The organism is Microcoleus sp. K1-B1 (genome assembly GCF_036704705.1).
Classification (GTDB): Bacteria; Cyanobacteriota; Cyanobacteriia; order Cyanobacteriales; family Microcoleaceae; genus Microcoleus.
Genome location: NZ_JAUBSH010000071.1, coordinates 1 through 22,449 on the forward strand (window position 1 = coordinate 1; position 22,449 = coordinate 22,449).

20 protein-coding genes are annotated in these 22,449 nt (G+C 46.9%); 17 read left to right on the plus strand and 3 right to left on the minus strand.

The genetic code is table 11. From position 1 onward, the window contains the following. On the minus strand, positions 1–203 hold a 203-nt coding region (locus tag QUA83_RS21905), incomplete at its 3' end, for an IS630 transposase-related protein (RefSeq protein WP_333295779.1). Positions 204–331: 128 nt separating this feature from the next. After that, positions 332–1,102, minus strand: a complete 771-nt coding sequence (locus tag QUA83_RS21910; RefSeq protein WP_333295780.1) for a hypothetical protein — start codon at positions 1,100–1,102, stop codon at positions 332–334. Positions 1,103–2,062: 960 nt separating this feature from the next. Between QUA83_RS21910 and QUA83_RS21915 the strand changes: the two genes are divergently transcribed. The 13 genes from QUA83_RS21915 to QUA83_RS21975 all read left to right on the plus strand — a co-directional run bounded on the left by QUA83_RS21915 (position 2,063) and on the right by QUA83_RS21975 (position 17,448). Next, positions 2,063–2,761 (plus strand): class I SAM-dependent methyltransferase, encoded by a 699-nt coding sequence (locus QUA83_RS21915; protein WP_333295781.1) that lies wholly within the window; start codon positions 2,063–2,065, stop codon positions 2,759–2,761. A 358-nt stretch (positions 2,762–3,119) separates the two neighbouring features. Further along, positions 3,120–3,746, plus strand: coding sequence for a 7-carboxy-7-deazaguanine synthase QueE (locus tag QUA83_RS21920; RefSeq protein WP_333295782.1), 627 nt, complete (start codon positions 3,120–3,122; stop codon positions 3,744–3,746). Positions 3,747–3,866: 120 nt separating this feature from the next. Continuing rightward, positions 3,867–4,310: a retroviral-like aspartic protease family protein gene (locus QUA83_RS21925; protein WP_333295784.1), complete on the plus strand. Its 444-nt coding sequence runs from the start codon at positions 3,867–3,869 to the stop codon at positions 4,308–4,310. Between the two features lie 73 nt (positions 4,311–4,383). Continuing rightward, positions 4,384–7,344, plus strand: coding sequence for an excinuclease ABC subunit UvrA (uvrA, locus tag QUA83_RS21930; protein ID WP_333100432.1), 2,961 nt, complete (start codon positions 4,384–4,386; stop codon positions 7,342–7,344). 196 nt (positions 7,345–7,540) lie between these two features. Beyond that, positions 7,541–10,345, plus strand: coding sequence for a DNA methyltransferase (locus QUA83_RS21935; RefSeq protein ID WP_333295786.1), 2,805 nt, complete (start codon positions 7,541–7,543; stop codon positions 10,343–10,345). A 107-nt stretch (positions 10,346–10,452) separates the two neighbouring features. Further along, entirely contained in the window at positions 10,453–10,683 is a 231-nt protein-coding gene (locus QUA83_RS21940; protein WP_333053276.1) for an addiction module protein, read from the plus strand. Between the two features lie 205 nt (positions 10,684–10,888). Then, positions 10,889–12,550, plus strand: a complete 1,662-nt coding sequence (locus tag QUA83_RS21945; protein WP_333107679.1) for an AIPR family protein — start codon at positions 10,889–10,891, stop codon at positions 12,548–12,550. A gap of 70 nt (positions 12,551–12,620) precedes the next feature. Continuing rightward, entirely contained in the window at positions 12,621–14,696 is a 2,076-nt protein-coding gene (locus tag QUA83_RS21950) for a DEAD/DEAH box helicase (RefSeq protein WP_333295787.1), read from the plus strand. Further along, complete coding sequence (locus QUA83_RS21955) at positions 14,689–15,879, plus strand: GIY-YIG nuclease family protein (RefSeq protein WP_333295788.1); 1,191 nt, start codon at positions 14,689–14,691, stop codon at positions 15,877–15,879. The genes QUA83_RS21950 and QUA83_RS21955 overlap by 8 nt, the downstream gene beginning before the upstream one ends. A 43-nt stretch (positions 15,880–15,922) precedes the next feature. Beyond that, positions 15,923–16,339, plus strand: a complete 417-nt coding sequence (locus QUA83_RS21960; RefSeq protein WP_333295790.1) for a XisH family protein — start codon at positions 15,923–15,925, stop codon at positions 16,337–16,339. Beyond that, positions 16,327–16,647, plus strand: coding sequence for an element excision factor XisI family protein (locus tag QUA83_RS21965; RefSeq protein WP_333295792.1), 321 nt, complete (start codon positions 16,327–16,329; stop codon positions 16,645–16,647). The genes QUA83_RS21960 and QUA83_RS21965 overlap by 13 nt, the downstream gene beginning before the upstream one ends. Before the next feature lie 115 nt (positions 16,648–16,762). Then, a complete protein-coding gene (locus tag QUA83_RS21970) occupies positions 16,763–17,056 on the plus strand; it encodes a type II toxin-antitoxin system HigB family toxin (protein ID WP_333150468.1) in 294 nt (97 codons plus the stop codon). 14 nt (positions 17,057–17,070) lie between these two features. Then, positions 17,071–17,448: a transcriptional regulator gene (locus QUA83_RS21975; protein WP_333295793.1), complete on the plus strand. Its 378-nt coding sequence runs from the start codon at positions 17,071–17,073 to the stop codon at positions 17,446–17,448. Between the two features lie 91 nt (positions 17,449–17,539). Here QUA83_RS21975 and QUA83_RS21980 read toward each other — a convergent pair whose 3' ends face one another. Next, entirely contained in the window at positions 17,540–18,034 is a 495-nt protein-coding gene (locus tag QUA83_RS21980) for a GAF domain-containing protein (RefSeq protein ID WP_333295795.1), read from the minus strand. Between the two features lie 139 nt (positions 18,035–18,173). Between QUA83_RS21980 and QUA83_RS21985 the strand changes: the two genes are divergently transcribed. The 4 genes from QUA83_RS21985 (at position 18,174) to QUA83_RS22000 (ending at position 22,436) form a co-directional block, all read left to right on the plus strand. Beyond that, positions 18,174–18,341 (plus strand): hypothetical protein, encoded by a 168-nt coding sequence (locus tag QUA83_RS21985; RefSeq protein WP_333295797.1) that lies wholly within the window; start codon positions 18,174–18,176, stop codon positions 18,339–18,341. Positions 18,342–18,421: 80 nt separating this feature from the next. Continuing rightward, on the plus strand, positions 18,422–19,294 hold the full coding sequence (locus QUA83_RS21990) for an alpha/beta hydrolase (protein WP_333295798.1): 873 nt from the start codon (positions 18,422–18,424) through the stop codon (positions 19,292–19,294). 373 nt (positions 19,295–19,667) lie between these two features. Continuing rightward, entirely contained in the window at positions 19,668–20,960 is a 1,293-nt protein-coding gene (locus QUA83_RS21995) for a glycosyltransferase family 39 protein (RefSeq protein WP_333295799.1), read from the plus strand. A gap of 60 nt (positions 20,961–21,020) precedes the next feature. Further along, positions 21,021–22,436 carry a hypothetical protein gene (locus tag QUA83_RS22000; protein WP_333295801.1) on the plus strand — a complete coding sequence of 472 codons (1,416 nt, stop codon included), beginning with the start codon at positions 21,021–21,023 and terminating at the stop codon, positions 22,434–22,436. Positions 22,437–22,449 lie beyond the last annotated feature (13 nt).

A 22,449-nucleotide genomic window follows, 5' to 3' on the forward strand; every position in this document is an offset into this window, starting at 1 on the left:
TTCTCTTTTACATCCTTTTCTAAGGCTTGCCAATCTAGTTTTCTCTTACGCCTTTTTACCTGTGTGGCTCTAAGGTCAGTCCGACCCAGCCACCGATATATCGTTGCCCTTCCTACCTTAAAAAGTCCGGCCGCTTGAGCGATACGACCGCCATTTTCTACATAATCCACTACTCTTTTTCTCAAATCAATACTGTAAGACATCTTCCTAGTGGCTTGACTATTTTTATTCATTTTACCTCATTTTTAAATAGTCTCATACTTATTTGAAATGACTATAACTAATGACAACAGTCAACAGTCAACAGACAACTGTCAACTATCAACTGACTTTACGATTCTTTAAAGAAGCGGATGATTTCGCGGACGTGGTTGAGAAATTGTCCGTCATCGGTGAGTTGGGCGATCGCACTTTCTGCATCTCTTCTCAGTTTAGTGTGTTCTGCCTGATTTGTCGCTTGCAAAGATTGTAGAGATGCGGATACAGTAGTTAGTTCTCTTCTGATAGCTTCCCGTTCCCGATTTTGGACAGCCACCCACGAATTCGGATTGTCTGGACTTAATTGATTGCTCAAATCTCTAACTGTAGATTCTAAGTTTGCAAAGCGGCTGCGGAGTTCGACAATATCTTCGCGGGGGTGCAAAAATTGGCTGCGGATACTTGTGAGCCGCTGGGCTAAATAATGATAACCTCGGATAGCTGGACGCAGTACAGTTAACAGCAGTGCAGCAGCGGAACTGAGATAGCCAATAGCACTAATTCCGGTGGCGGCTAGGGCGTAAAGTGCGATCGCGCTAAACAGGTGAAGTGCGATCGCCACAAAGAGCGATCGGCTAACTAATACAGTAACGTATTTGACTTGTTCCTGATCGACAGCAATGTTTTTTTTAGTCGATTCTGCGGCTTGGGCTAAAACTTCTTTAGCTTCAAAATGGATATTCCACGGAACTGTAACTATCAGCAACAGCCATTCAAAAATAGCAATGGCAATTATCCAATCAATAAAACTGCCGGCGGAGACGTGCAGCCATTGCAGAATGGCAAAAACTAGCAGCAGAAATATGCCTGTGGCGGCACCAAAACCTGCGAAAGTGTAATACATAGCGATGCCTTGGTGGAATGTTGTTTTGATTGTGGTTAGGTGGTTTAGGTCTGGAGTAATAAACTGTGACAGTTAAGTGAGCGTCCTATTAATCCCGGTTCATTAGTTATGAGTAAAAGTGCAGACCAAGGGTTGCGATAAACCTGTTTTTTCCCACAAATACTTGCTCTACCTCAATCGTGCAAGGTAGTGGAGATTTGGGGTAGGTTGTTTAGGTAGGGATTCATAATGTGTGACAGTTAATAAATCGTCCTATTGAACCCAGTTTATTAGTGATTAATAATCCTCCGGGAGACAAGGGTTTCCAGACACCTGGTTTGTTCCAAGAACATACACGGGCTTGAACCCATCCATAATAGTTAAATGAAACGGTTTGTTGGTTTGGGAGTGCGTAAGTCCTCAATAATTACTCATTGGCGATTAAGTAGAGTCGCACAAACCAACTTGAAAATGTAACAAAATGTAAACGAATCACAACCTCTGGGATTGCTTCATTTCACTGGCAATGACATACTTATGTTTTTCGCAGTTCGTCTAGTTAGTAATCAGGATGAAGTCACTTTATGCCCAACTCATACCATTTGAGATTTATTTGAAATTTGAGATGGGGAATGGCGGATTATGTATGGGTTTGCAGATTGTATACAGTTGCATTCATTTTTTGAACTGGTATCACTAACGGCGTTACGCGGTGCTAGTGCTAGAGAAGCAGGAATCTCAAAACGCTCCCCTCTATCTATTTTTATTTTCCAGAGCTGCTAAATCACCTGTGGCTGAGATAAACTGATTTGGAAGTAGAGCGCGCGTTTTGCAAGTTGCCTATGTGTAACCGAGACACTGCTACTGCAACCTGCCCTCAGCCACAGCAAAATAGATGCCTAAATTAACTCTACATTCTCGGATTTCCATTAACAGGGCGTCTACAATCTAAAATCAAAAGTGAGCAGCAAGGACAAACCGATGGCGAACTCAACTCTTGGCCTAGAACATCAACTTTACGATTATCTGTTATCTATTTCTCTGCGGGAGCCAGATATTCTCGCTTCACTACGGGAAGAAACTGCTAAACATCCTATGGGGATGATGCAGATTGCTCCCGAACAAGGTCAGTTTATGGAGCTCATGGTGCAGCTTATGGGAGCGACCAAAACCTTAGAAATTGGCGTTTTTACTGGTTATAGTGCGCTGTGCGTAGCTTTAGCACTGCCTCCGAACGGTCAAATTATTGCCTGCGATGTCAGCGAGGAATATACTGCGATCGCACGGCGCTATTGGGAAGCTGCGGGCGTGGCTAATAAGATTTCTTTGCAGTTGGGCCCAGCAATAAATACTCTCGACAAACTAATAGCCGAGGGACAAGCTGGAACCTTTGATTTTGCCTTCATCGACGCCGATAAAGAAAATTATGAGGCTTATTTTGAGCGATCGCTGCAACTTGTACGCAATGGCGGTTTAATTGTAATTGACAATGTTCTGTGGTCTGGACGAGTTGCCGATCCTCAAGTACAAGACGAAAGCACCACCGCCATTCGTACTTTTAACGACAAATTGCGTAACGATCCCAGAGTTACTCTCAGTGTTGTCCCCATTGCTGACGGACTGACTTTGGCCCTGAAACGCCGTTGGGCTACTCTGATGGAACCTGAACAGCATAATTAAAGAGTTATTTGCGGTTTGTGGTGGATTTCTAAGGGACTCATACCAAAGCTATGAAGAAACCGGATTGCTGAGTCAGTCGATTTTAGATTTTAGATTTTAGATTTTAGATTTACCCCACAGATAAATCTGGGATCTTGAACAAGAGTCTAAAATTTTTATCTTTCCACGACAGGAGTACGTGGCACGGTATCCGTTTTTGGGCTGGGTCAAGCTTCTGGGATAAAAGGGATAAATTTTTTTCATAAACCCCGTTTATAGGTTCAGGACTGTTTTTATTTGCTGCAAACCGCGAAGAAATAACAATTTAAGAATATTATATCTAAACAACGTAATTAATTGATTTGAGGCGTAACTTCGGGTGTCTAATTTACAACTAAAATTACCAATTCACGAAACTTTTCAGTGTACTGTTCAAGGCGAAGGTTACTGGACGGGGACTTTAGTTGATTTTATCAGATTGGCCGGTTGCCCTGTGCGGTGTCCTTGGTGCGACACAGGCTACGCAAATGGGGGCAAAGGTTTGCCGTCTGTGCCGCAGTCGATCGCACAATTGCTCGCTCAATTGCAGTCTCCGAGGGTGGTCATTACTGGTGGCGAACCTTTCATTCACCGTGATTTGCCGGAGTTAGTTGAAGCTTTGTTAGAAGCTGACAAGCAGGTGAGTATTGAAACTTCGGGTGCTTGCTGGCAGGATGTTTCCCCGCAGGCTTGGATTACTCTTTCTCCGAAGGAACACGTCAATCCTCAATATCCGGTGCAAGAGCTTTTTTGGACTAGAGCTAATGAAATTAAGTTGGTGATTAGCACTGGCGAAGAAGTTGAGTTTTATCACAAGCATTTGGCAGGTAATGTGAATATTCCGGTTTTCTTGCAACCAGAATGGAAGTCAAAAAGTTCAGCGATTCCCATTATTTTGGAATTGCTGAAACAAAATCCTAGTTACAGGCTATCTTTGCAAACTCACAAATTTATTGGCGTGCAATAATTTGATAATTTAGCCAGAGCTATTCGTCAGGTGGCGGTGCAGAATGGGGAGTGCATCGCCTTACAATCTGTCCAAAAATGTCCTATAATTAAAGCAGCAATTTATGATAAGTGGAACGTAATGGAAACAACTACGGAAACTCCAATGGGAAAAGTTATCACAACCTTAGTAATTACGAATCGGATTGATGAAGCTAAAGCAGAAGATGGTCTGATTCCAATGGAGCAAGTCAGGTCTGTTACTCTAGAAAATGTTTTGGTGGATACGGGCGCGACAACTTTGTGTTTGCCTAAAGATGTCATCGCCAGACTGGGTTTGAAAATTCTCAAGCAAGTAGTTGTTGAGACTGCAACGGGTATTAGTGAGGCGAAAATTTTTCGGGATGCTTCGATTTCTCTGTGCGGGCGCGAAGGGACTTTTGAGTGTTTGGAATTGCCAGAGGGAAAAACACCACTTTTAGGCGTGATTCCGATGGAAGCGCTGGGAATTGAAGTGGATTTGAAAAATCAAAGTTTGAAGGTTTTGCCCGACGGGCCGACGGAAACTTATTTGACAATTCTTTGATATTCTTGAGTTTGGATGCCAGCTATTCGATCGGCAGCGCTAAGATGGTTAAGCACTGTTTTGCACTACTCTCATGTCCCAACGCGCCGAAACCTCAAACAGCCAGCCAAGTGCATCCCGCAACGGGCATAATGTGACGAATTCTCACTCTAACAACCAAAATACGATTCGGGTTCGCGGTGCGAGACAGCACAACCTGAAAAATATCGATCTGGAACTGCCACGCGATCGCCTGATCGTTTTTACGGGTGTCTCCGGTTCTGGTAAGTCTTCCCTCGCTTTCGATACAATTTTTGCCGAGGGACAGCGCCGCTACGTGGAGTCTCTCAGCGCTTACGCGCGCCAGTTTTTGGGACAGTTGGACAAACCGGATGTGGACGCGATCGAAGGCTTGAGTCCGGCTATTTCGATCGACCAAAAGTCAACTTCTCATAACCCGCGATCGACTGTTGGCACTGTTACAGAAATTTACGATTATCTCAGATTGCTGTACGGCAGAGCCGGCGAACCGCACTGTCCGATTTGCGATCGCTGCATTGCGCCGCAGACAATTGATGAAATGTGCGATCGAGTCATGGCACTTCCCGATGGCACTCGCTTTCACCTTCTGGCACCAGTTGTGCGCGGAAAAAAAGGCACTCACCGCAAATTATTGTCGAGTTTAGCTGCGGAAGGATTTATTCGCGTCAAAGTTAACGGAGAAATTTTAGAACTTTCGGAAAATATCGAATTAGATAAAAATCATACGCACAATATCGAGATAGTTGTCGATCGGTTAATTAAAAAACCCGGTTTAGAAGAACGTTTAGTTGATTCTCTGGCAACTTGTTTGCGCCATTCTGAGGGGATTGCGATAATAGAAGAGTTACCGAGTGATGAAAATTCCGAACCACAGGGGCCGATCGTATTTTCCGAAAACTTTGCTTGTCCCGAACACGGCGCAGTAATGGAAGAACTTTCCCCCCGGTTATTTTCGTTTAATTCGCCCTACGGCGCGTGCCAAAACTGCCACGGTTTGGGGAGTTTGCGGACTTTTGCCCCGGAGTTGGTAGTTCCCGACGAGAAAGCGCCTCTTTATTGTGCGATCGCGCCTTGGTCAGACAAAGACAATTCTTATTATCTCTCTTTGCTTTGCAGTATTGCTGATACTTGCGGGTTTGATATCGACACTCCTTGGTATCGATTAAAGCCCGAACACCAGCGGGTGATTTTGTACGGCAATGAGCAAAAGCGCAGCGCAGAAAGTAAAAAGCGCGACGGTAGCACTGATTTTAGGAGAGATTTTAATGGCGTAATTTCCATGTTGCAGCGCCAGTACGACGATACTGGTTCCGATCTGATCAAGCAGAAGTTGGAACAGTATCGGGTCGATCGCTCTTGCGAGGTTTGTCACGGCAAACGCTTGAAACCCGAGGCGCTTTCGGTGCGGTTGGGACAGTACGGAATTGTAGATTTAACCAGTATTTCGATTCGCGAATGTCGCGAACGAGTAAATAATTTGGGATTGAGCGATCGGCAATTCCAAATATCCGATTTAGCCCTGAGAGAAATCAAAGCAAGGCTGCAATTTTTGCTCGATGTCGGCTTAGATTACCTGACTTTAGACCGCGCCGCAATGACGCTTTCTGGCGGAGAAGCGCAGCGAATTCGGCTAGCGACTCAAATCGGTTCTGGTTTGACGGGCGTGCTCTACGTTTTGGACGAACCCAGCATCGGTTTGCACCAAAGAGACAACTTTCGCCTGCTGCAAACCTTAACAAAATTGCGCGATTTAGGCAATACTTTGATTGTCGTAGAACACGATGAAGAGACCATGCGAGCGGCAGACCATATTGTCGATATCGGGCCCGGTGCTGGCGTGCATGGCGGCAAAATCATCTCGGAAGGAAGTTTAGAAAATTTGCTAAGGGCAGAGGAATCTTTGACTGGTGCTTATTTGTCGGGAAAACGAGTAATTGAAACCCCTAATGAAAGAAGAAAAGGCAACGGCAAAGCTCTCTCAATCATCAATGCGACGCGCAACAATTTAAAAAATATCGATGTGGAAATTCCCCTCGGAAAACTCGTCTGCGTGACAGGCGTTTCCGGTTCGGGAAAATCAACTTTAATCAATGAATTGCTGTACCCGTCCCTGCAACATTATATCACCAAAAAAGTGCCTTTACCACCCGATATGGACGCCCTAAAAACTAAAGGCGAACGCTCTCTAGAGGATGTGGTTGATAAGGTAATTGTCATCGACCAATCTCCCATCGGCCGTACTCCGCGTTCTAATCCCGCTACTTACACGGGAGTCTTTGATGTGATTCGGGATTTGTTTGCCGAAAGCATTGAAGCGAAGGCCAGAGGTTACAAAGCGGGGCAGTTTTCTTTTAACGTCAAAGGAGGAAGGTGCGAAGCTTGTGGCGGCCAAGGCGTGAACGTGATTTCGATGAATTTTCTGCCGGATGTTTACGTGCAGTGTGAGGTTTGCAAAGGTGCGCGTTACAACCGGGAAACGCTGCAAGTTAAGTACAAAGGCAAGTCGATTTCTGATGTTTTGAACATGACTGTGGAGGAATCTTTGGAAATGTTTAAAAATATTCCCAGGGCGGGCGCCAGACTGCAAACTTTGGTAGATGTTGGTTTGGGTTACATTCAGTTGGGACAGCCGGCACCGACGCTTTCTGGCGGGGAAGCGCAGAGGGTAAAATTGGCAACGGAACTGTCGCGCCGCGCTACTGGAAAGACGCTTTATTTGATTGATGAACCGACGACTGGTTTGTCGTTTTATGATGTTCACCATTTGTTAAATGTGCTGCAAAGATTGGTGGATAAGGGGAATTCAATTTTGGTAATCGAACACAATTTAGATGTGATTCGGTGCTGCGATTGGGCGATCGATCTTGGCCCGGAAGGGGGAGATAAGGGCGGCGAAATTATTGTGGCGGGGACGCCGGAGGATGTGGCGGCAAATCCTCGTTCTTATACTGGGAAGTATTTGCAAGCGGTTTTGCAGCAGCATCCTTTGGGGGAGGCTGTAGCTGTTAGTTAATTCTCACTAAAGCACCTAACCTTCGATGAAGGGAAATGCTGATGGGGAGTAAGAAAGATGTAGGCGATCGCCCTCCACCCCAAAACGCTGCGATCGCAACCCCCATAATCGAAAATCAAGGTAAAATCCAAAATTGCGTTAAGAGGCGATAATGGAACCTCTGAGCTACCGCCCCTGAGCTACCTATGGTGGAACTATGAATGCAGTCGAAATCGAAGAAGCAGTTTCCAGGCTCGCTGAAGCGCCCTTTGACTCGGAAGAGTTCCCCTTTGCCTTCCTCGAAGCCTTTGGTAACAAGCCGACGACTCTCAAGCGGCTCAAAAGCAAAAGCGGTGGCTCAAACCAATCGGATCTCGGTGGCTTGCTCCAGCGCAACAATATCCATGTGAAGGTTTGTCCGGAAGGCGAGGTGACAAACACCCTCACAGCCTTGCGGGATAGTGCCGCGACGGCTCGGTATAAGGTTAAGTTTATCCTGGCCACCGATGGCAAAAGTTTTGAGGCGGAAAACCTCGCTGATGGGGAGATAGTCGCTTGCGATTACCCGGACTTTCACAACCATTTCGGTTTTTTCCTGCCCTTGGCGGGCATTACGACAGTCAAGCAGATCCGGGAGAATGCCTTTGATATCAAGGCTACGGGGCGCCTCAACCGCCTGTATGTCGAGCTGCTGAAGGAGAACCCGGAGTGGGACAAGGCCGATCGCCGGGAAGCGTTAAATCACTTCATGGCGCGACTAATCTTCTGTTTCTTTGCGGAGGATACGAATATCTTTCACAGCAATGCCCTCTTCACTGCCACCATCGAACAAATGAGTGCGAGTGATTCGTCGAATACGCACGAGGTGCTGTCGGAGATGTTTCGGGCGATGTGTACGCCGCTTAAGGATCGGGAGGCGGCGAAGATTCGCAATTGGGCAGATAGATTCCCCTATGTGAATGGAGGGCTGTTTTCGGGTGGGGTGGCGGTGCCGCGTTTTAGCAAGATTGCCCGATCGTACTTACTTCATGTTGGCAATCTGGACTGGACAAAGATTAATCCCGATATTTTCGGGTCGATGATTCAGGCGGTGGCGGATGATGAGGAGCGGGGGGCGTTGGGGATGCACTATACGAGTGTGCCGAATATCCTCAAAGTATTGAATCCGCTGTTTTTGGATGATTTGCGGGAGCAATTGGAGGCAGCGGGGGAGAATGCCCGTAAGTTGCTGAATTTGCGGCAACGGATAGCGCGAATTCGGGTTTTCGATCCGGCTTGTGGATCGGGGAATTTTCTGGTGATTGCGTATAAGAAGATGAGGGAAATTGAGGCGGAGATTAATCGTCTTCGGGGTGAGCCGGATCGCAAATCTGAGATTCCGCTGACGAATTTTCGGGGAATTGAATTGCGTCACTTTTCCTGTGAGATTGCGCGGTTGGCCTTGATTATTGCGGAGTATCAATGTGATGTGATGTATCGAGGGCCAAAGCTGGCGCTGGCGGAGTTTTTGCCGCTCAAAAATGATAACTGGATTACCTGTGGGAATGCGTTGCGGTTGGATTGGTTGAGTCTTTGTCCGCCGACGGGGACGGGGGTGAAGGTGCAGCGCGAGGATTTGGATTTGTTTGGCGAGATGCGGGAAGTGGCGGAGATTGATTTTGAGAATGAGGGTGGGGAGACTTATATCTGCGGGAATCCCCCTTATAAAGGAAGTCAGTGGCAAACTACGGATCAAAAAAATGACCTCAAGGGAATCTTTGAAAATCTGACCCAAAGCTGGGGATCTCTCGACTATGTTTCAGGTTGGTTCATGAAGGCAGCGGATTACGGCACCCGCACTAGCTCGGTGGCAGCATTCGTATCGACTAATTCAATTTGCCAAGGACGACAAGTCGAAACCCTCTGGCCACTTATCTTTGAAACGAAGCATGAGATTAAATTTTCGCACACAAGTTTTAAGTGGGCAAATCTAGCGAGTCACAATGCTGGTGTGACTGTAGTCATTGTTGGGATTGCAACTATCGCCGGAAAAATTCGGAAACTATTTTCTACTGATGAAAATGGTAACGTAACTATCAAGGAAGCAGTCAACATAAATGCTTACCTAGCAGCCGCGCCAAATGTCGTTGTAAAAAAAGCAAATGTGCCACTGTCTGACGTAGGAGAAATGTCGTTCGGTAACATGGCAAATGACGGAGGCTTCCTCATTCTTGACGCTCTTGAATCAGAAAAAGCGATCAATCAGTTCAACGTAGATTCATCATATATTCGCCCGTTTCTTGGCTCTCACGAGTTCATTCGTGGCATTGAGAGGCGTTGTATCTGGCTTCTAGAGTCCGATTACTCAAAAGCTACTGAGAACAAGTGGTTAAATGAGCGTTTTGAGTGCGTCAAGCAACAGCGTTCCGAATCGAGACGAGCAACCACCACGCACTTAGCAGCCGTCCCATTTAGATTTGCTGAAGTTCGCCAAACTGGGATAGAAAGGGTGCTCATTGTACCAAGTGTTTCATCAGAAAGCCGTGAATACCTACCTGTAGGATATTGCCCTTCAGGAACCATTGTCAGTAATCTCGCCTTCGCCCTATACGATGCCCCGCTGTGGAACATGGCACTGATCGCCTCACGCCTTCACCTGGTCTGGATCGCCACCGTCTGCGGCAAGCTAGAAACCCGATATCGCTACTCCAACACCCTCGGCTGGAACACCTTCCCCGTCCCCACCCTCACCGAGCAAAACAAAGCCGACCTCACCCGCTGCGCCGAAGATATCCTGCTAGCGCGAGAGCACTATTTCCCAGCCACGATCGCGGATATGTACGATCGCGATCGTATGGATACCGAATTCCCTCTGGTTAGGGAAGCGCACGATCGTAATGACGAAATCCTGGAACGAATCTACATCGGTCGCCGCTTCAAAAACGACACCGAACGCCTCGAAAAACTGTTTGAATTGTACACAAAAATGACCAGTCAGCCAGCACTGCCAAAAATGTCCGCCAAACCTAAAGGAGGTAAATGAGGAGAAGTGCGATGGCTGCGCCCCGGCTTGCGCCTACGAGCTACCAAAATGACCCGTTAAATACAGAATGTTAAAATCAGACTAGCCCCTTATAGCCAAACAAGCCAATGCTAACCCTAGACCAACTCATTTCAGAAGCAACTGCATTACCAGATGCAGCCAAGGCTATCCTCATTGACAAAATTGTGGAGAGCATGGAAAGACAAATCGATCGAGATATTTTATTAGAAGGCGTGCAGAAAGCTCAAGAACGCATTGCCGAAATTGATAGCGGCGCAGTTCAAACCATTCCCGGAGATATTGCCTTAGCCCAAATACGGCAACTTGCACAGCAATGAAATATGAATTTCACCCAGTAGCCCTGCAAGAATATGCAGAGGCTGTGCAATCTAGACTTGAAGGGTTTTACGAATATCGTCGATTTAACTAACTGGCTTCAGCAAAAGAATTAAAAATTCTCAACTATCTCATAATCAAGCCGACCATATTCCCGCCTAGACTGAATGAAGCGAATTCTTGAGAACATACTAAGTAAATAAGTACATGGACATTAATGCATCTATCATTGACCAACGATTAGCATCAGTCGTTAACGATATTCGTCAAAAGTCCGCCGAAGAATTGCACATCCAAGATGAAGGTAAAATCAAGTCCCTCGCATTTGTATACCTATGTGTTAGAACCATCTTGGATTTAGAAGATGACGACGCTTTCGAGTGCCTGACCGAAGGATCTGGTGACTTTGGCGTAGATGCCATGCACATTTCCGAAGAGTATGATGGTGAATTTACAGTTAGCTTGTTTCAAGCAAAATACAAAAACAAGCTAGCAGGAGATTCTAACTTTCCCCAAGAAGGCATTGAAAGTTTAATCAACGCAATTCAATACTTATTTAATCCAGCAGCTAGACTAGAACATATTAATCAACGACTGCTCGCAAAAGTCGAAGAAGCTCGTAGTTTGATTCGGGATGGTTACATCCCACAGGTTCGGGCATTAGCCTGTAACAATGGCCTAAATTGGAATGCGTCTGCACAGGAAGCTATTGAACGCACTGGCTTCGGCAGTCAAGTTACGTGGGAGCATATTAATCACGAACGCTTGGTCAAAATTCTGCAAGCTTCCAAACCCGTAAAAGATTCTTTGCAACTAAGTGGCAAGGCGATCGTTGAAGATATGGAATTTAGCCGAGTATTAGTTGGCAGAATTTCCGTCACCGAAATCGCAGCACTAATTGAACGACATGGTGAACGATTATTAGAGCGGAATATTCGTCGTTACTTAGGCTTGCAAGGTAATCGCGTCAATGAGGCTATTAGAAACACTTTAACCAGCGATGAGAAGAACAATTTCTACTTTTACAATAATGGGATAACCCTAACTTGTGAAAACTTTTCGTACAACGCTTTGCAAGATGGTAATTATCAGGTGCGTGTCGAAAATTTACAAATTATCAATGGAGGCCAAACCTGTCTGACCATATTCAAAACTTTGCGTGACAACAATTTGCTTCATGAAAATGCCCAAGCTTATGTTCTGCTTCGACTTTATCAATTACCTCATGAAAACGAAAGTTTAGTTCAAAGAATCACTTATGCTACTAATAGTCAAAATCCAGTAGATCTTAAAGATTTACGCGCTAATGACGAACTCCAGCAAAGACTGGAAATAGATATTCAGCAATTAGGATTCAATTACCGCCGGAAGCGATCTGATTCTAGTACCCGTCCGATAGATATTACTTCAGGAGTAGCTGCTGAAGCCATACTATCTGTTTGGCGAGAAAAGCCTCATCAAGCAAAATTCTTCTCGCGCGAGCATTTCGGAAAACTTTATGACGCAATCTTCACCGACCAATTGAGCGGATCGCAAGTTGTAATTGCCGTTCAGCTTTACAGAATTGCAGAAAATCGTCGCAAAAGACCAAATCCTGCCGATCCAGATGTTGTTCGCTATGCTTCATGCTTTATTGCCATGCAGATGGGACGCAAGCTTCTTGCTGATTTGAATATTCAGATGAAAGACATTAGCCATCAGAATTTTCAATCGGCACAGCATCTGATTGAACAAAATAGCGAAGCCTATTTCGATGCCTCAGTACAGGATATTCAACGTGCGCTGCAAGATCTTTATGGCGAACAAGAGATTTCCTTACAGCAGCTATCTGCAACCTTTCGGCGTGGCGATTTAATCAGTAGACTTTGACTTACCAAAATGAATGTCCGATAAGTGCTACCGAACAGCCTGTCAATCGCAAAACCAAAGTTTACCACCCATGAGCAAACCGATCGCGATTCCCTCAGTTTCCGTCACCTACGCCCAGGATGGCACCTCCACCCGCCCCAACGCCCTCGGTATGCGCCCGATGCAAGAACGCGCCTACCAAAAGCGCGGCGAACAATACCTCCTGATCAAATCGCCCCCCGCCTCCGGCAAAAGTCGCGCATTGATGTTCATCGCCCTAGACAAACTAGAGAACCAGAACCTCAAACAAGCTATCATCGTCGTGCCAGAAAAGGCGATCGGCTCCAGCTTCCACGATGAGCCGCTGAGTCAGTTTGGGTTTTGGGCCGATTGGCAAGTTGAACCGAAGTGGAATCTCTGCGACGCACCGGGAAACGACGGCGGCAAAGTGGGCGCGGTGCAGAAGTTTCTAGCCAGCGGTGCCAAAATTCTGGTCTGCACTCACGCCACATTCCGCTTTGCCGTGGACAAATTCGGTATCGAAATCTTAGACGATCGCCTAATCGCCATAGACGAATTTCACCATGTTTCGTCCAACCCAGACAACAAGCTGGGCGATCGTGTCCGCCAACTCATGGCCCGCGACAAAACCCACATCATAGCCATGACCGGCTCCTACTTTCGCGGCGATGCCGAAGCTGTGTTGCACCCCGAAGACGAATCCCGATTCGATACCGTCACCTACACCTACTACGAACAGCTCAACGGCTACCAATACCTCAAGCAACTCGACATTGGCTACTACTTCTACGCGGGTAGCTACACCGACGAGATCGTGCAGGTGCTAAACCCCAAAGAGAAAACCATCCTGCACATTCCCAACGTCAACTCCCGCGAAAGTACGAAGGACAAGATCCGCGAGGTGGAGCACATCATCGAGGAACTGGGCGAATGGCAAGGCACCGATCCCAAGACGGGATTTCAACTCGTGAAAACCGCCGACGGCACGATTCTCAAGATTGCCGATCTCGTAGACGACGACCCCACCAAACGGGATAAGGTCGCCACCGCCCTAAAAGACCCCACCCATAAGAACAATCGCGATCGTGTGGACATCATCATCGCCCTCGGCATGGCGAAAGAGGGTTTTGATTGGATCTGGTGCGAGCACGCCCTGACGATCGGCTACCGCTCCAGTTTGACAGAGATTATTCAGATTATCGGTCGTGCCACCCGCGATGCACCAGGCAAAACCCGCGCTCGGTTCACCAACCTGATTGCCGAGCCGGATGCCGCCGAATCTGCCGTCACCGAGGCGGTGAACGACACGCTCAAAGCCATTGCAGCCAGCCTACTGATGGAGCAAGTGCTCGCGCCGCGCTTCGAGTTCAAACCCAAGCGCCCCGACAATCAACCAACACCCGGTTTCGACTACGGGGAAGATGGTTACAATCCAGGCAAGTGCAACGTGGGCATCAATCCAGAGAGAGGCCTGATTCAAATGGAAATTAAGGGATTAGCCGAACCCAAGAGCCCGGAAGCCGAACGCATCTGCCGCGAAGACTTGACCGAACTGGTGACGGCTTTTGTCCAAGATAAGCCAACGATCGAGCGCGGCCTCTTTGATGAAGAACTGGTGCCGGAAGAACTCACCCAAGTTCGCATGGGCAAAATCGTCAAAGAGAAGTTCCCAAATCTAGAAGCGGAAGATCGAGAAGCCGTCCGCCAACACGCGATCGCCGCCCTCACCCTCGTCCAACAAGCTAAAAAAACCATGAACGAAAGTGGTGGGCAGTACGCCACAAATCCTGGTGGTGGGGAAGCAGCGAAAAACACCTCACTCCTCGATGGGGTGAGGAAGTTCGCCCTATCGGTAACAGACCTCGATATGGATCTGATCGATCGCATCAATCCCTTTGGCGAAGCCTATGCCATCCTGGCTAAATCCATGAGCGAAGAACGGCTGAAGCAGGTGGCGGAAGTCATTGCGGCTAAGCGAGTAACCCTTAGCGTGGAAGAAGCGCGGGAATTAGCCAAACGGGCGCTGCGGTTCAAGCAAGAAAAAGGCAGGTTGCCCTCTCTCACAGCAGTCGATCCCTGGGAAAAACGGATGGCAGAAGGAGTTGCCTTCCTGCAACGCAAAGTAAAGGAGGAAACTAATGCCTAAGTACACCACCGATGATGATTTGGAATTGCTGGGTGAATTGGGCATGGACATGACCCCCGAACCCTCCGGCCAGCGTTCTGCCAGAGAAGAGCGGATCATCGCAGGCTTTGAGGAGATCGAGCGGTTTGTGGAAGAATATGGCAGACTGCCCCAGCATGGGGAAGATCGGGATATCTTCGAGCGGCTTTATGCGGTACGGCTCGATCGCCTACGAGAATCGGAGGAATGTCGCGCAGTCTTGGAACCGCTAGACTCACGCAGACTGTTAGATGCTGAGACTGATGCCAGCCTGATCACAGAAAGCAATCTGACAGATGAAGCGCTGCTGGCCTCCCTGGGAGTCGATGCAGGCTCAGAGAACGACGTTACCCAGCTTACTCATGTGCGATCGCGCAGCGAAATCAAAGCAGCCGAGGAAATCGCCCAACGGACTCCCTGCCAGGACTTTGATGAATTCAAACCCATCTTTGACAAAGTGCAACGGCAATTGCAGTCGGGCGAACGGCAAACCATCAAATACCAGGACTATGCGGCCGTAAAGGAAGGCGATTTGTTCATCCTTGATGGGCAGAAGGTGATGGTGGTCGATATGGGTGAGCCATTTGTCAGCGACTATGGTCGATCGGACTGCCGGCTGAGGGTGGTTTATGACAATGCCACCGAGAGCGATTTGCTGTTGCGATCGCTCCAGCGTGCTTTAAATAAAGACAAGGCCAGCCGCCGCATCACCACCCCAGATTTCGGCCCCCTGTTTTCCCATATTGAAGCAGCAGACGACTTACCAACTGGGTACATTTACGTGCTCAGGAGCCAATCGGATCATCCCTTCATTGCCGAGAATCGGTTTATTATTCACAAGATCGGCGTCACCGGAGGAGACGTAAAAAGCCGAATTGCCAACGCCAAGAAAGACCCCACCTATCTGCTAGCAGATGTGGAAATCGTCGCAACATTCAAACTGGCAAATATGAACCGGAAGCGACTTGAGGCACTCCTTCAGAAGTTCTTCGCCAGCGCTCGATTGGATTTGGAATTACAGGATCGCTTCGGTATACCAGTGCAGCCAAGAGAGTGGTTCCTCGTTCCACTAGAAGTCATTGAGGAGGCGATCGAAAAAATCAAAGAAGGAACCCTCGATCAATTCCGGTACGATCGGGAAACAGCAAGTCTCACGCGATCGTAATGCTATCTAAGGGGAATACGTCCAATTAGAACCCAAACTAAAAATGGCAAAGGATCTCTTCCACAACAGGGTCAAAATCGCCCTACAAAAAGATGGCTGGAAGATTACCCACGATCCCTACCAGTTACGCTATGGTGTTGCTGATGTCTACATCGATCTTGCAGCCGAAGAAGCGATCGCCGCTGAAAAAGAAGGACGTAAAATAGCTGTAGAAGTCAAAAGTTTCGTAGGTGGCTCCACCATTTCTGAATTCCACACCGCCCTCGGTCAATTCCTCAACTATCGCGTTGCCATCGAAGTCTCTAGCGAACCAGAACGTATGCTGTATCTGGCAGTACCCACCGATATCTACCAAATGTTTCTCAGATTTGAACCCGCAAAAACTGTCATCGAACGTTATGAAATTCGATTAATTATTTACAATCCAACTCGTGAGGCGATCGACCAATGGATAGACTAAACGAATACCGCAAAATTGTTTGTGACTTTCTCGAAGACTTTTCTAAAAATGACGCAAATGCTCAGTTAATCTTCGATATCGCCCGCGATCGATACCTCGTTATGCACAACGAATGGCGCGACGAATATCGCATCTATGGGTGTGCCATGCAGCTTGATATCATCGAAAATCAAATCTGGATTCAACACAACAGTACCGAAATCTATATCGATCGAGAACTGATTCAACGTGGCGTGTTTTCTCAAGATATCATTCTTGGGTTTCGCTCCCCCAGCATCCGAAAACTCCTTGCCACCAACTATTCCTAGAGATAAAGATTCTGTGATAAAATGATGAGATAGCACGTTATTCTTTGCCCTATGAGAAAGGCAGAACCGATATTTCAATTGTCTCGTGTTTCGGGAGTTCCAGTCACAAAGTTCTATGCGTATTTTGTCCCGCAGCACCTTGCGAAACTTCTGGGAAACTCATCCAGATGCCTCAGAAGCACTACAAACTTGGTACTACGAAGCGTCTCACGCCAATTGGCAGAGTCCAGTCGATGTTAAGTCCGCTCATCGTAATGCCAGCATCATTGCGAACAATCGTGTTGTGTTTAACATCAAAGGCAATTCCTATCGGCTGATTGTTGCCATTCGTTATGACATCGGCATTATTTTTATCCGCTTTATTGGCACTCATGCCGAGTATGACAAGATAGATGCAGAAACAATCTAAACAGAAATTGATATATGGAAATACGTCCAATTAGAAGCCAAACTGACTATCAGGAAGCCCTTCGAGAGGTTGAGTTGCTGTTTAATGCACCTCCTAATACACCTGACTCCGATCGCCTAGATGTGCTCAGTACCCTAGTAGAAGCTTATGAGAAGGCACACTTTCCGATCGCAATACCCGATCCAATTGCAGCCATTCAATACTACATGGAGGCTCGCGGATGGTCTGGTAGCGATTTGGAACAATGTATTGGCAGTAGAGTTAAAGTTTCTGAGATATTATCTCGCAAACGATCCTTGACTCTGGAAATGATTCGGAAGCTGAATCAAGAGTTAGGAATTCCCGCTGAGATTCTCATCCAGCCCTATGAGTCGCTACAAACCTCCGCCTAACAATAGAACACCATATTTTGGTTGGTTGGTAATTTTCCATTGCACAGACAATGCACGCCAACTGTCACAAAGCCGGATTTTGGATGAAAGATTAACTATCTTGAATTGTCGGAGACATTGCCATATTTTGTGCTTGTGTCTGCATAAATTCAATGTCCGATCGCGACCAAGTGCGGGGCCCGCTGCACTGATGAGCAATTAACAGCCCCCACAGTCCTTTGTTCGTTAAAATTGGCACGACTAAATTGGCGCGAACTTTCAGGCTACGCAGAAAATCTCGGTGGCATGGGTTAATTGCTTCTACTTCAATATCTGCAATTGCTTTAACTCTGCCCGCTTCGTACAAAGCAGCGTATTCGCCGTTAAAACAATCATCTGGCCCCGTTGAACCCAAGATTGAGAGTTCGATCGCACTCAACATCTCGTAAGTCACTCGACCTTGCCACTGTCTGTAAAAATAGTACAGTACGGCGCGATCGCTCTGCAAAACTTCTCGAATGTCGTAGAGGGATTTTTCAACTAATACATCGCGCTTTAGACGATCTGTCAAGCGGTTAACAATGTTTTGCAGCCGATCGCCCGACATAGTATTAACTCCTTTAATTCCTAGTACACTCGCCAGATCTTAATTCTTGAACTTGCACAATCGCCACACCTCAAATTGTTGCGCCTCTGGATTTTCTCGCGCTCGAAAATGAGTAATTTTTGGCTTAACAGTTGTCTGGATGCCAGCAACATTATACTATTATTTTGACAGAGATAGCAATCTTTTTGGGAAACGGGCGATGGTGTCGGGCCCCACAAGCTACGGCTTTTTTGGCACGAAGAACCACCGGCGGGACGCCTGTTCCACAAATAAAGAGAAAAGCAAGAGTTTACAAGTGCCGGGATAATTGCTAGATATGCCTAAAGTTGGTTCCTCTGAAACAGAGGAACTGCTAAGCTATCTCGAAAGCTAGAGGAAGCATCAAATATGTCTGTGCTAGAAGCTGCTTGGAAACACGAATTTATCGCTACGAACGGCATTAAACTGCACTATGTCACTCAAGGTTCTGGGCCGCTGATGCTGATGCTGCACGGATTTCCTGAATTTTGGTATTCTTGGCGGCATCAAATCCCAGAATTTGCATCAGATTATAAAGTAGTCGCTGTAGATCTCAGGGGTTACAACGACAGCGACAAACCTCACGATCAATCTGCTTACGTGATTGCAGAGTTTGTGCAAGATGTCAAGGGCATTATTCAGGGTTTGGGATACGAAAGTTGCGTCTTAGTTGGTCACGACTGGGGAGGCGCGATCGCCTGGAATTTTGCTTATGCTTATCCCCAAATGGTGGATCAATTAATTGTGATGAATATACCCCATCCGGCAAAGTTGGCTGAAGGATTACGCACTCCCCAACAATTGCTGAGAAGTTGGTACATCTTTTTGTTTCAGTTGCCAGTTTTGCCGGAGTTGTTAATTCAGTGGGACGACTATCAGGCAATTTCTGCTGCTTTGGAAGGTATGGCCGTTAACAAAAACACCTTTAGCCCCTCAGATATCGAAGCTTACAAAGATGCTGCTGCCAAACGGGGCGCTCTGACTGCTACTATCAATTATTACCGCAATATTGCTCGCGGATTTCTCGATCGCCATAATTGGAGCGTGCTGCAAGTTCCCACACTGATGATTTGGGGAGAAAATGATGCCGCCCTCGGCAAAGAGTTAACCTATGGAACCGCAGATTACGTCCGGGATTTTCAGATTCATTACATTCCTAATTGCAGCCACTGGGTGCAGCAGGAACAGCCGCAGTTAGTGAATCGGTACATGAGAGATTTTTTGGCAAGCAAAGCTGTTTGAGCTGATATTTGGCACTTTTTTCGGCGGGCGCATGGTTTTCCCCCAGGAGGACTTTGTAGTAATTTCAGTCAGGGACGCACTCTGACACTCAGAAACCTGGCTTTTTACCGAAATTGAAAGTCTTAATTAACAATAGTGTGGACAGTTTTTAGTTCGTAGTCTACAACCCTCGATTTACCGTTGGTAGCTCGATTACCGAATCGCGTTGCAACCCTTATTCTACGGTTGGCAATCAAAAACTGTCGGAAGTATTAGTATTTTAAAAGTTTTACTAAAGCGGCTAAGGCATCTGGGAGGAGTCGCGTTATAATTTTTGATATTCCCAACCTAAAAAATTGGGATCGAGCCAATCCAATTTTCGCAGTCAGTTTTTATGACATCAGACATATCAGAAATCCAGCAGCAAAGAAATCACCGCATAATTGTCTTGGCACTGATTTGTCTGACGCTACTAGGACTGGCATTCCGCCTTTATTTGGCGTGGCGCACCAACCAAACTCTCCCCGATACCCCCGCCCGTCTCAGAGGCGATGAACCAGGCTATGAGGGTTTGGCATACGCGCTGCTGAGCGGTCATTTTTTTGAGTGGCCGGGCCGGACACCAATTTATCCATTTTTTGTGGCTGGATGCTATGCAATTTTTGGTCGTTCTCCCGCATCTGTAGTCTACGTACAAGCTTTTTTGGGGGCGACAATTATCCCGCTAACTTTTATCCTAGCACGGCGTTTTACTGGCCCTCAAAGTTCCTTAGTAGCGGCTGGATTAGTTGGGCTGCATCCCTCCCTCATTCTTCATGTCAGGCTGCTGCAAACAGAGATTTTATACGCTCCTTTAATAATTTTAACAGTGCTGGGTCTGCTGCGGGCATTGGAACAGCCGCGGTGGCAAAATTTTTCATTAGCAGGTGCGCTGTTGGCAATTACAAATCTTTGTCGGCCGACAGCGATGTTGCTTCCAGCAATTGTGCCACTACTGATGCCGCGCCAATGGCTTTTGAGGCGCAAGATAGCTTTGTTTCTTGCTTATTTGGGCGCAATTATCATCATTACAGCACCTTGGACTTACCACAATTATCGAACTCACAAAACTTTTTTGCTTTACAGCGTCTCTACGGCGCTGCTGTGGCAAGGAAGTCCGGAGTTTTATCATTTGGCCTATGAACAACTGCCAAAACGCAATCTGGTTATGATTTGGCAGGAAGAACTCAATCCGGAGCGGAATGGGGGACACAATGCTTTTACAATTGAGGGCGATCGCTATTTTACCAAACGGGCGATCGCTTCCATCCTCCGTGAGCCTGCGGTCTATCTCTGGTATTGTTTGCAAAAGGCAGTTTTTTTCTGGTTGGGAAACCCTCTAAGTGACTGGCCTTATCACGCTATGTTTAATGTGGAAGCAATGCGGCCATTCTTTTCGCCACAACGAATTGTCGGCATTTTAGCGTCGCGAATTTTGCCTGTATTTGCTGCTTTGGGCATGATAGTTTTGCGGCATCGCTGGCGGGAGTTTTTGCCACTGTTGCTAGTCTGTGGCTATTTTACTTTGATTCATTCGCTCACTTATGCAGAAGTTCGCTACAGCGAGCCGCTGCACCCGATTTTGGCTGTCGTAATTGCTACGGCGGCGGGAGAACTTCAGCGTCGGTTGAAGTTAAGTAGTCAGTAGGTATTAGGCAGTTTGTCATTAGTTATTAACTCAGTGTTATCAAAAACTAGAATTCTGAATTTGTTTCTAGGCCTTTTAATTGCCCTCAGCCTAGAGTTGTTCAGCGGAACGACAACTTTTGCTCAAAACATCGAAACAATTAAAATTTCCGGCACTGCTGCGGGTGTCAGCACTCGCTACATCGGTGCAGTCGAGGGCAATATCAATTTCGACATTAAAGATTTGCAAGATTTGGGAATTAATACCTACCGCATTTACGGCGGGATGTCCCGGTGGGAACCCGAAGACGACGACGGTAAATACGGTTGGCCATCTATTGACGAAATTAAGACAAATTCAAATATAATTAATTGGGCGCATTGGGATCAGATTATGACTAATCCGCCCCAGGGTAGCGATTATTGGTGGTCGGGACAACCCGGTACGGTTTGGCAAGGCAATGCCAGGACTATTTTTAATACTCTCAAACAAGCAAATATTCGCCCGGTGGTGAGTATTCGGAATGTTGATAATAGCTGGAATCCCAGTTGGGCGCTGCAACTAAATCCGCCGCGCACAGGAGAAGATTGGAACGAGTGGTGGGAACACGTTTTTGCTACGGTTTATTGGCTGAATGTTCGCAATGATTACCGCGTTGATGATTGGGAAATTCACAACGAACCGGACAATCGCGATCAGGGTTGGGGCGGGACTAGGGCTGACTATTTTGAATTGGTTAAGGTGGCAAAAGATGCGATCGACTTTGTTTATCAAACTTATTTGCCCGATCGCACTTACCGCATCCACGGCCCGAAAACCGTAGGCGGCAGCAATTGGCCGGCTAGTGCTTTGCAGGAAATACCGAATTATTTCGATACAGTTAATGTCCATAACTACGATGCAGATATTTCTAACTACACCCGCAAAGTGCGCGGCTGGATGAACGGTACTGTCCGGGCTAACTCGCAGCTTTGGGTAGGAGAATGGGGAACTTACGAAATTAGCTACGGCGATTTATCTTTAGCTTTAAATTTGATTAAGAATTTGATTCGAGGTTCCCAACCGGGGGATAATTATATTGACGGCAGTCACATATTCTGTTTGTACGACTGGGGAAAGCCGGGACTGCCAGAAGGCTTGCTAGGGGACGGGGGAAAACGACGCGCGGGCTACTATGCTTTGCGGATGGGAATTAGGGCTTTGCAGGGCGGGAAAACTACATTTTTTCCTATCACTAACAGTTCGGATTTAATGGCAGTTGCAACTCTTGATGCTAGCAAGAATGTTTACTTGCTGGTTGTCAATGACCAAGCAACATCTTACACTGTTAATGCTGATATTTCGGAGCTGATAAAAACTGGTAATGGCACGGTGCGGGAGTTCAGTTCTAAAACAATGGATGAGGTTGTTGGTAGCTTAAGGCTCAAGGGCGGCAATGCGAGTTTTGCACTGGCGGGGAACAGCGCTATTCTCATCAAGTTCGATCGCCAGAATTGAAGCTCAAATCCTC

What these genes read in the sequence shown, in the direction of transcription:
- QUA83_RS21970 (WP_333150468.1), top strand. Translation starts at nt 16,763, where the DNA reads ATGCGTATTTTGTCCCGCAGCACCTTGCGAAACTTCTGGGAAACTCAT.
- uvrA (WP_333100432.1), top strand. Translation starts at nt 4,384, where the DNA reads ATGTCCCAACGCGCCGAAACCTCAAACAGCCAGCCAAGTGCATCCCGC.
- QUA83_RS21960 (WP_333295790.1), top strand. Translation starts at nt 15,923, where the DNA reads ATGGCAAAGGATCTCTTCCACAACAGGGTCAAAATCGCCCTACAAAAA.
- QUA83_RS21950 (WP_333295787.1), top strand. Translation starts at nt 12,621, where the DNA reads ATGAGCAAACCGATCGCGATTCCCTCAGTTTCCGTCACCTACGCCCAG.
- QUA83_RS21980 (WP_333295795.1), bottom strand. Translation starts at nt 18,034, where the DNA reads ATGTCGGGCGATCGGCTGCAAAACATTGTTAACCGCTTGACAGATCGT.
- QUA83_RS21965 (WP_333295792.1), top strand. Translation starts at nt 16,327, where the DNA reads ATGGATAGACTAAACGAATACCGCAAAATTGTTTGTGACTTTCTCGAA.
- QUA83_RS21935 (WP_333295786.1), top strand. Translation starts at nt 7,541, where the DNA reads ATGAATGCAGTCGAAATCGAAGAAGCAGTTTCCAGGCTCGCTGAAGCG.
- QUA83_RS21990 (WP_333295798.1), top strand. Translation starts at nt 18,422, where the DNA reads ATGTCTGTGCTAGAAGCTGCTTGGAAACACGAATTTATCGCTACGAAC.
- QUA83_RS21925 (WP_333295784.1), top strand. Translation starts at nt 3,867, where the DNA reads ATGGAAACAACTACGGAAACTCCAATGGGAAAAGTTATCACAACCTTA.
- QUA83_RS21975 (WP_333295793.1), top strand. Translation starts at nt 17,071, where the DNA reads ATGGAAATACGTCCAATTAGAAGCCAAACTGACTATCAGGAAGCCCTT.
- QUA83_RS21955 (WP_333295788.1), top strand. Translation starts at nt 14,689, where the DNA reads ATGCCTAAGTACACCACCGATGATGATTTGGAATTGCTGGGTGAATTG.
- QUA83_RS21940 (WP_333053276.1), top strand. Translation starts at nt 10,453, where the DNA reads ATGCTAACCCTAGACCAACTCATTTCAGAAGCAACTGCATTACCAGAT.
- QUA83_RS21985 (WP_333295797.1), top strand. Translation starts at nt 18,174, where the DNA reads ATGCCAGCAACATTATACTATTATTTTGACAGAGATAGCAATCTTTTT.
- QUA83_RS21910 (WP_333295780.1), bottom strand. Translation starts at nt 1,102, where the DNA reads ATGTATTACACTTTCGCAGGTTTTGGTGCCGCCACAGGCATATTTCTG.
- QUA83_RS21945 (WP_333107679.1), top strand. Translation starts at nt 10,889, where the DNA reads ATGGACATTAATGCATCTATCATTGACCAACGATTAGCATCAGTCGTT.
- QUA83_RS21995 (WP_333295799.1), top strand. Translation starts at nt 19,668, where the DNA reads ATGACATCAGACATATCAGAAATCCAGCAGCAAAGAAATCACCGCATA.
- QUA83_RS21915 (WP_333295781.1), top strand. Translation starts at nt 2,063, where the DNA reads ATGGCGAACTCAACTCTTGGCCTAGAACATCAACTTTACGATTATCTG.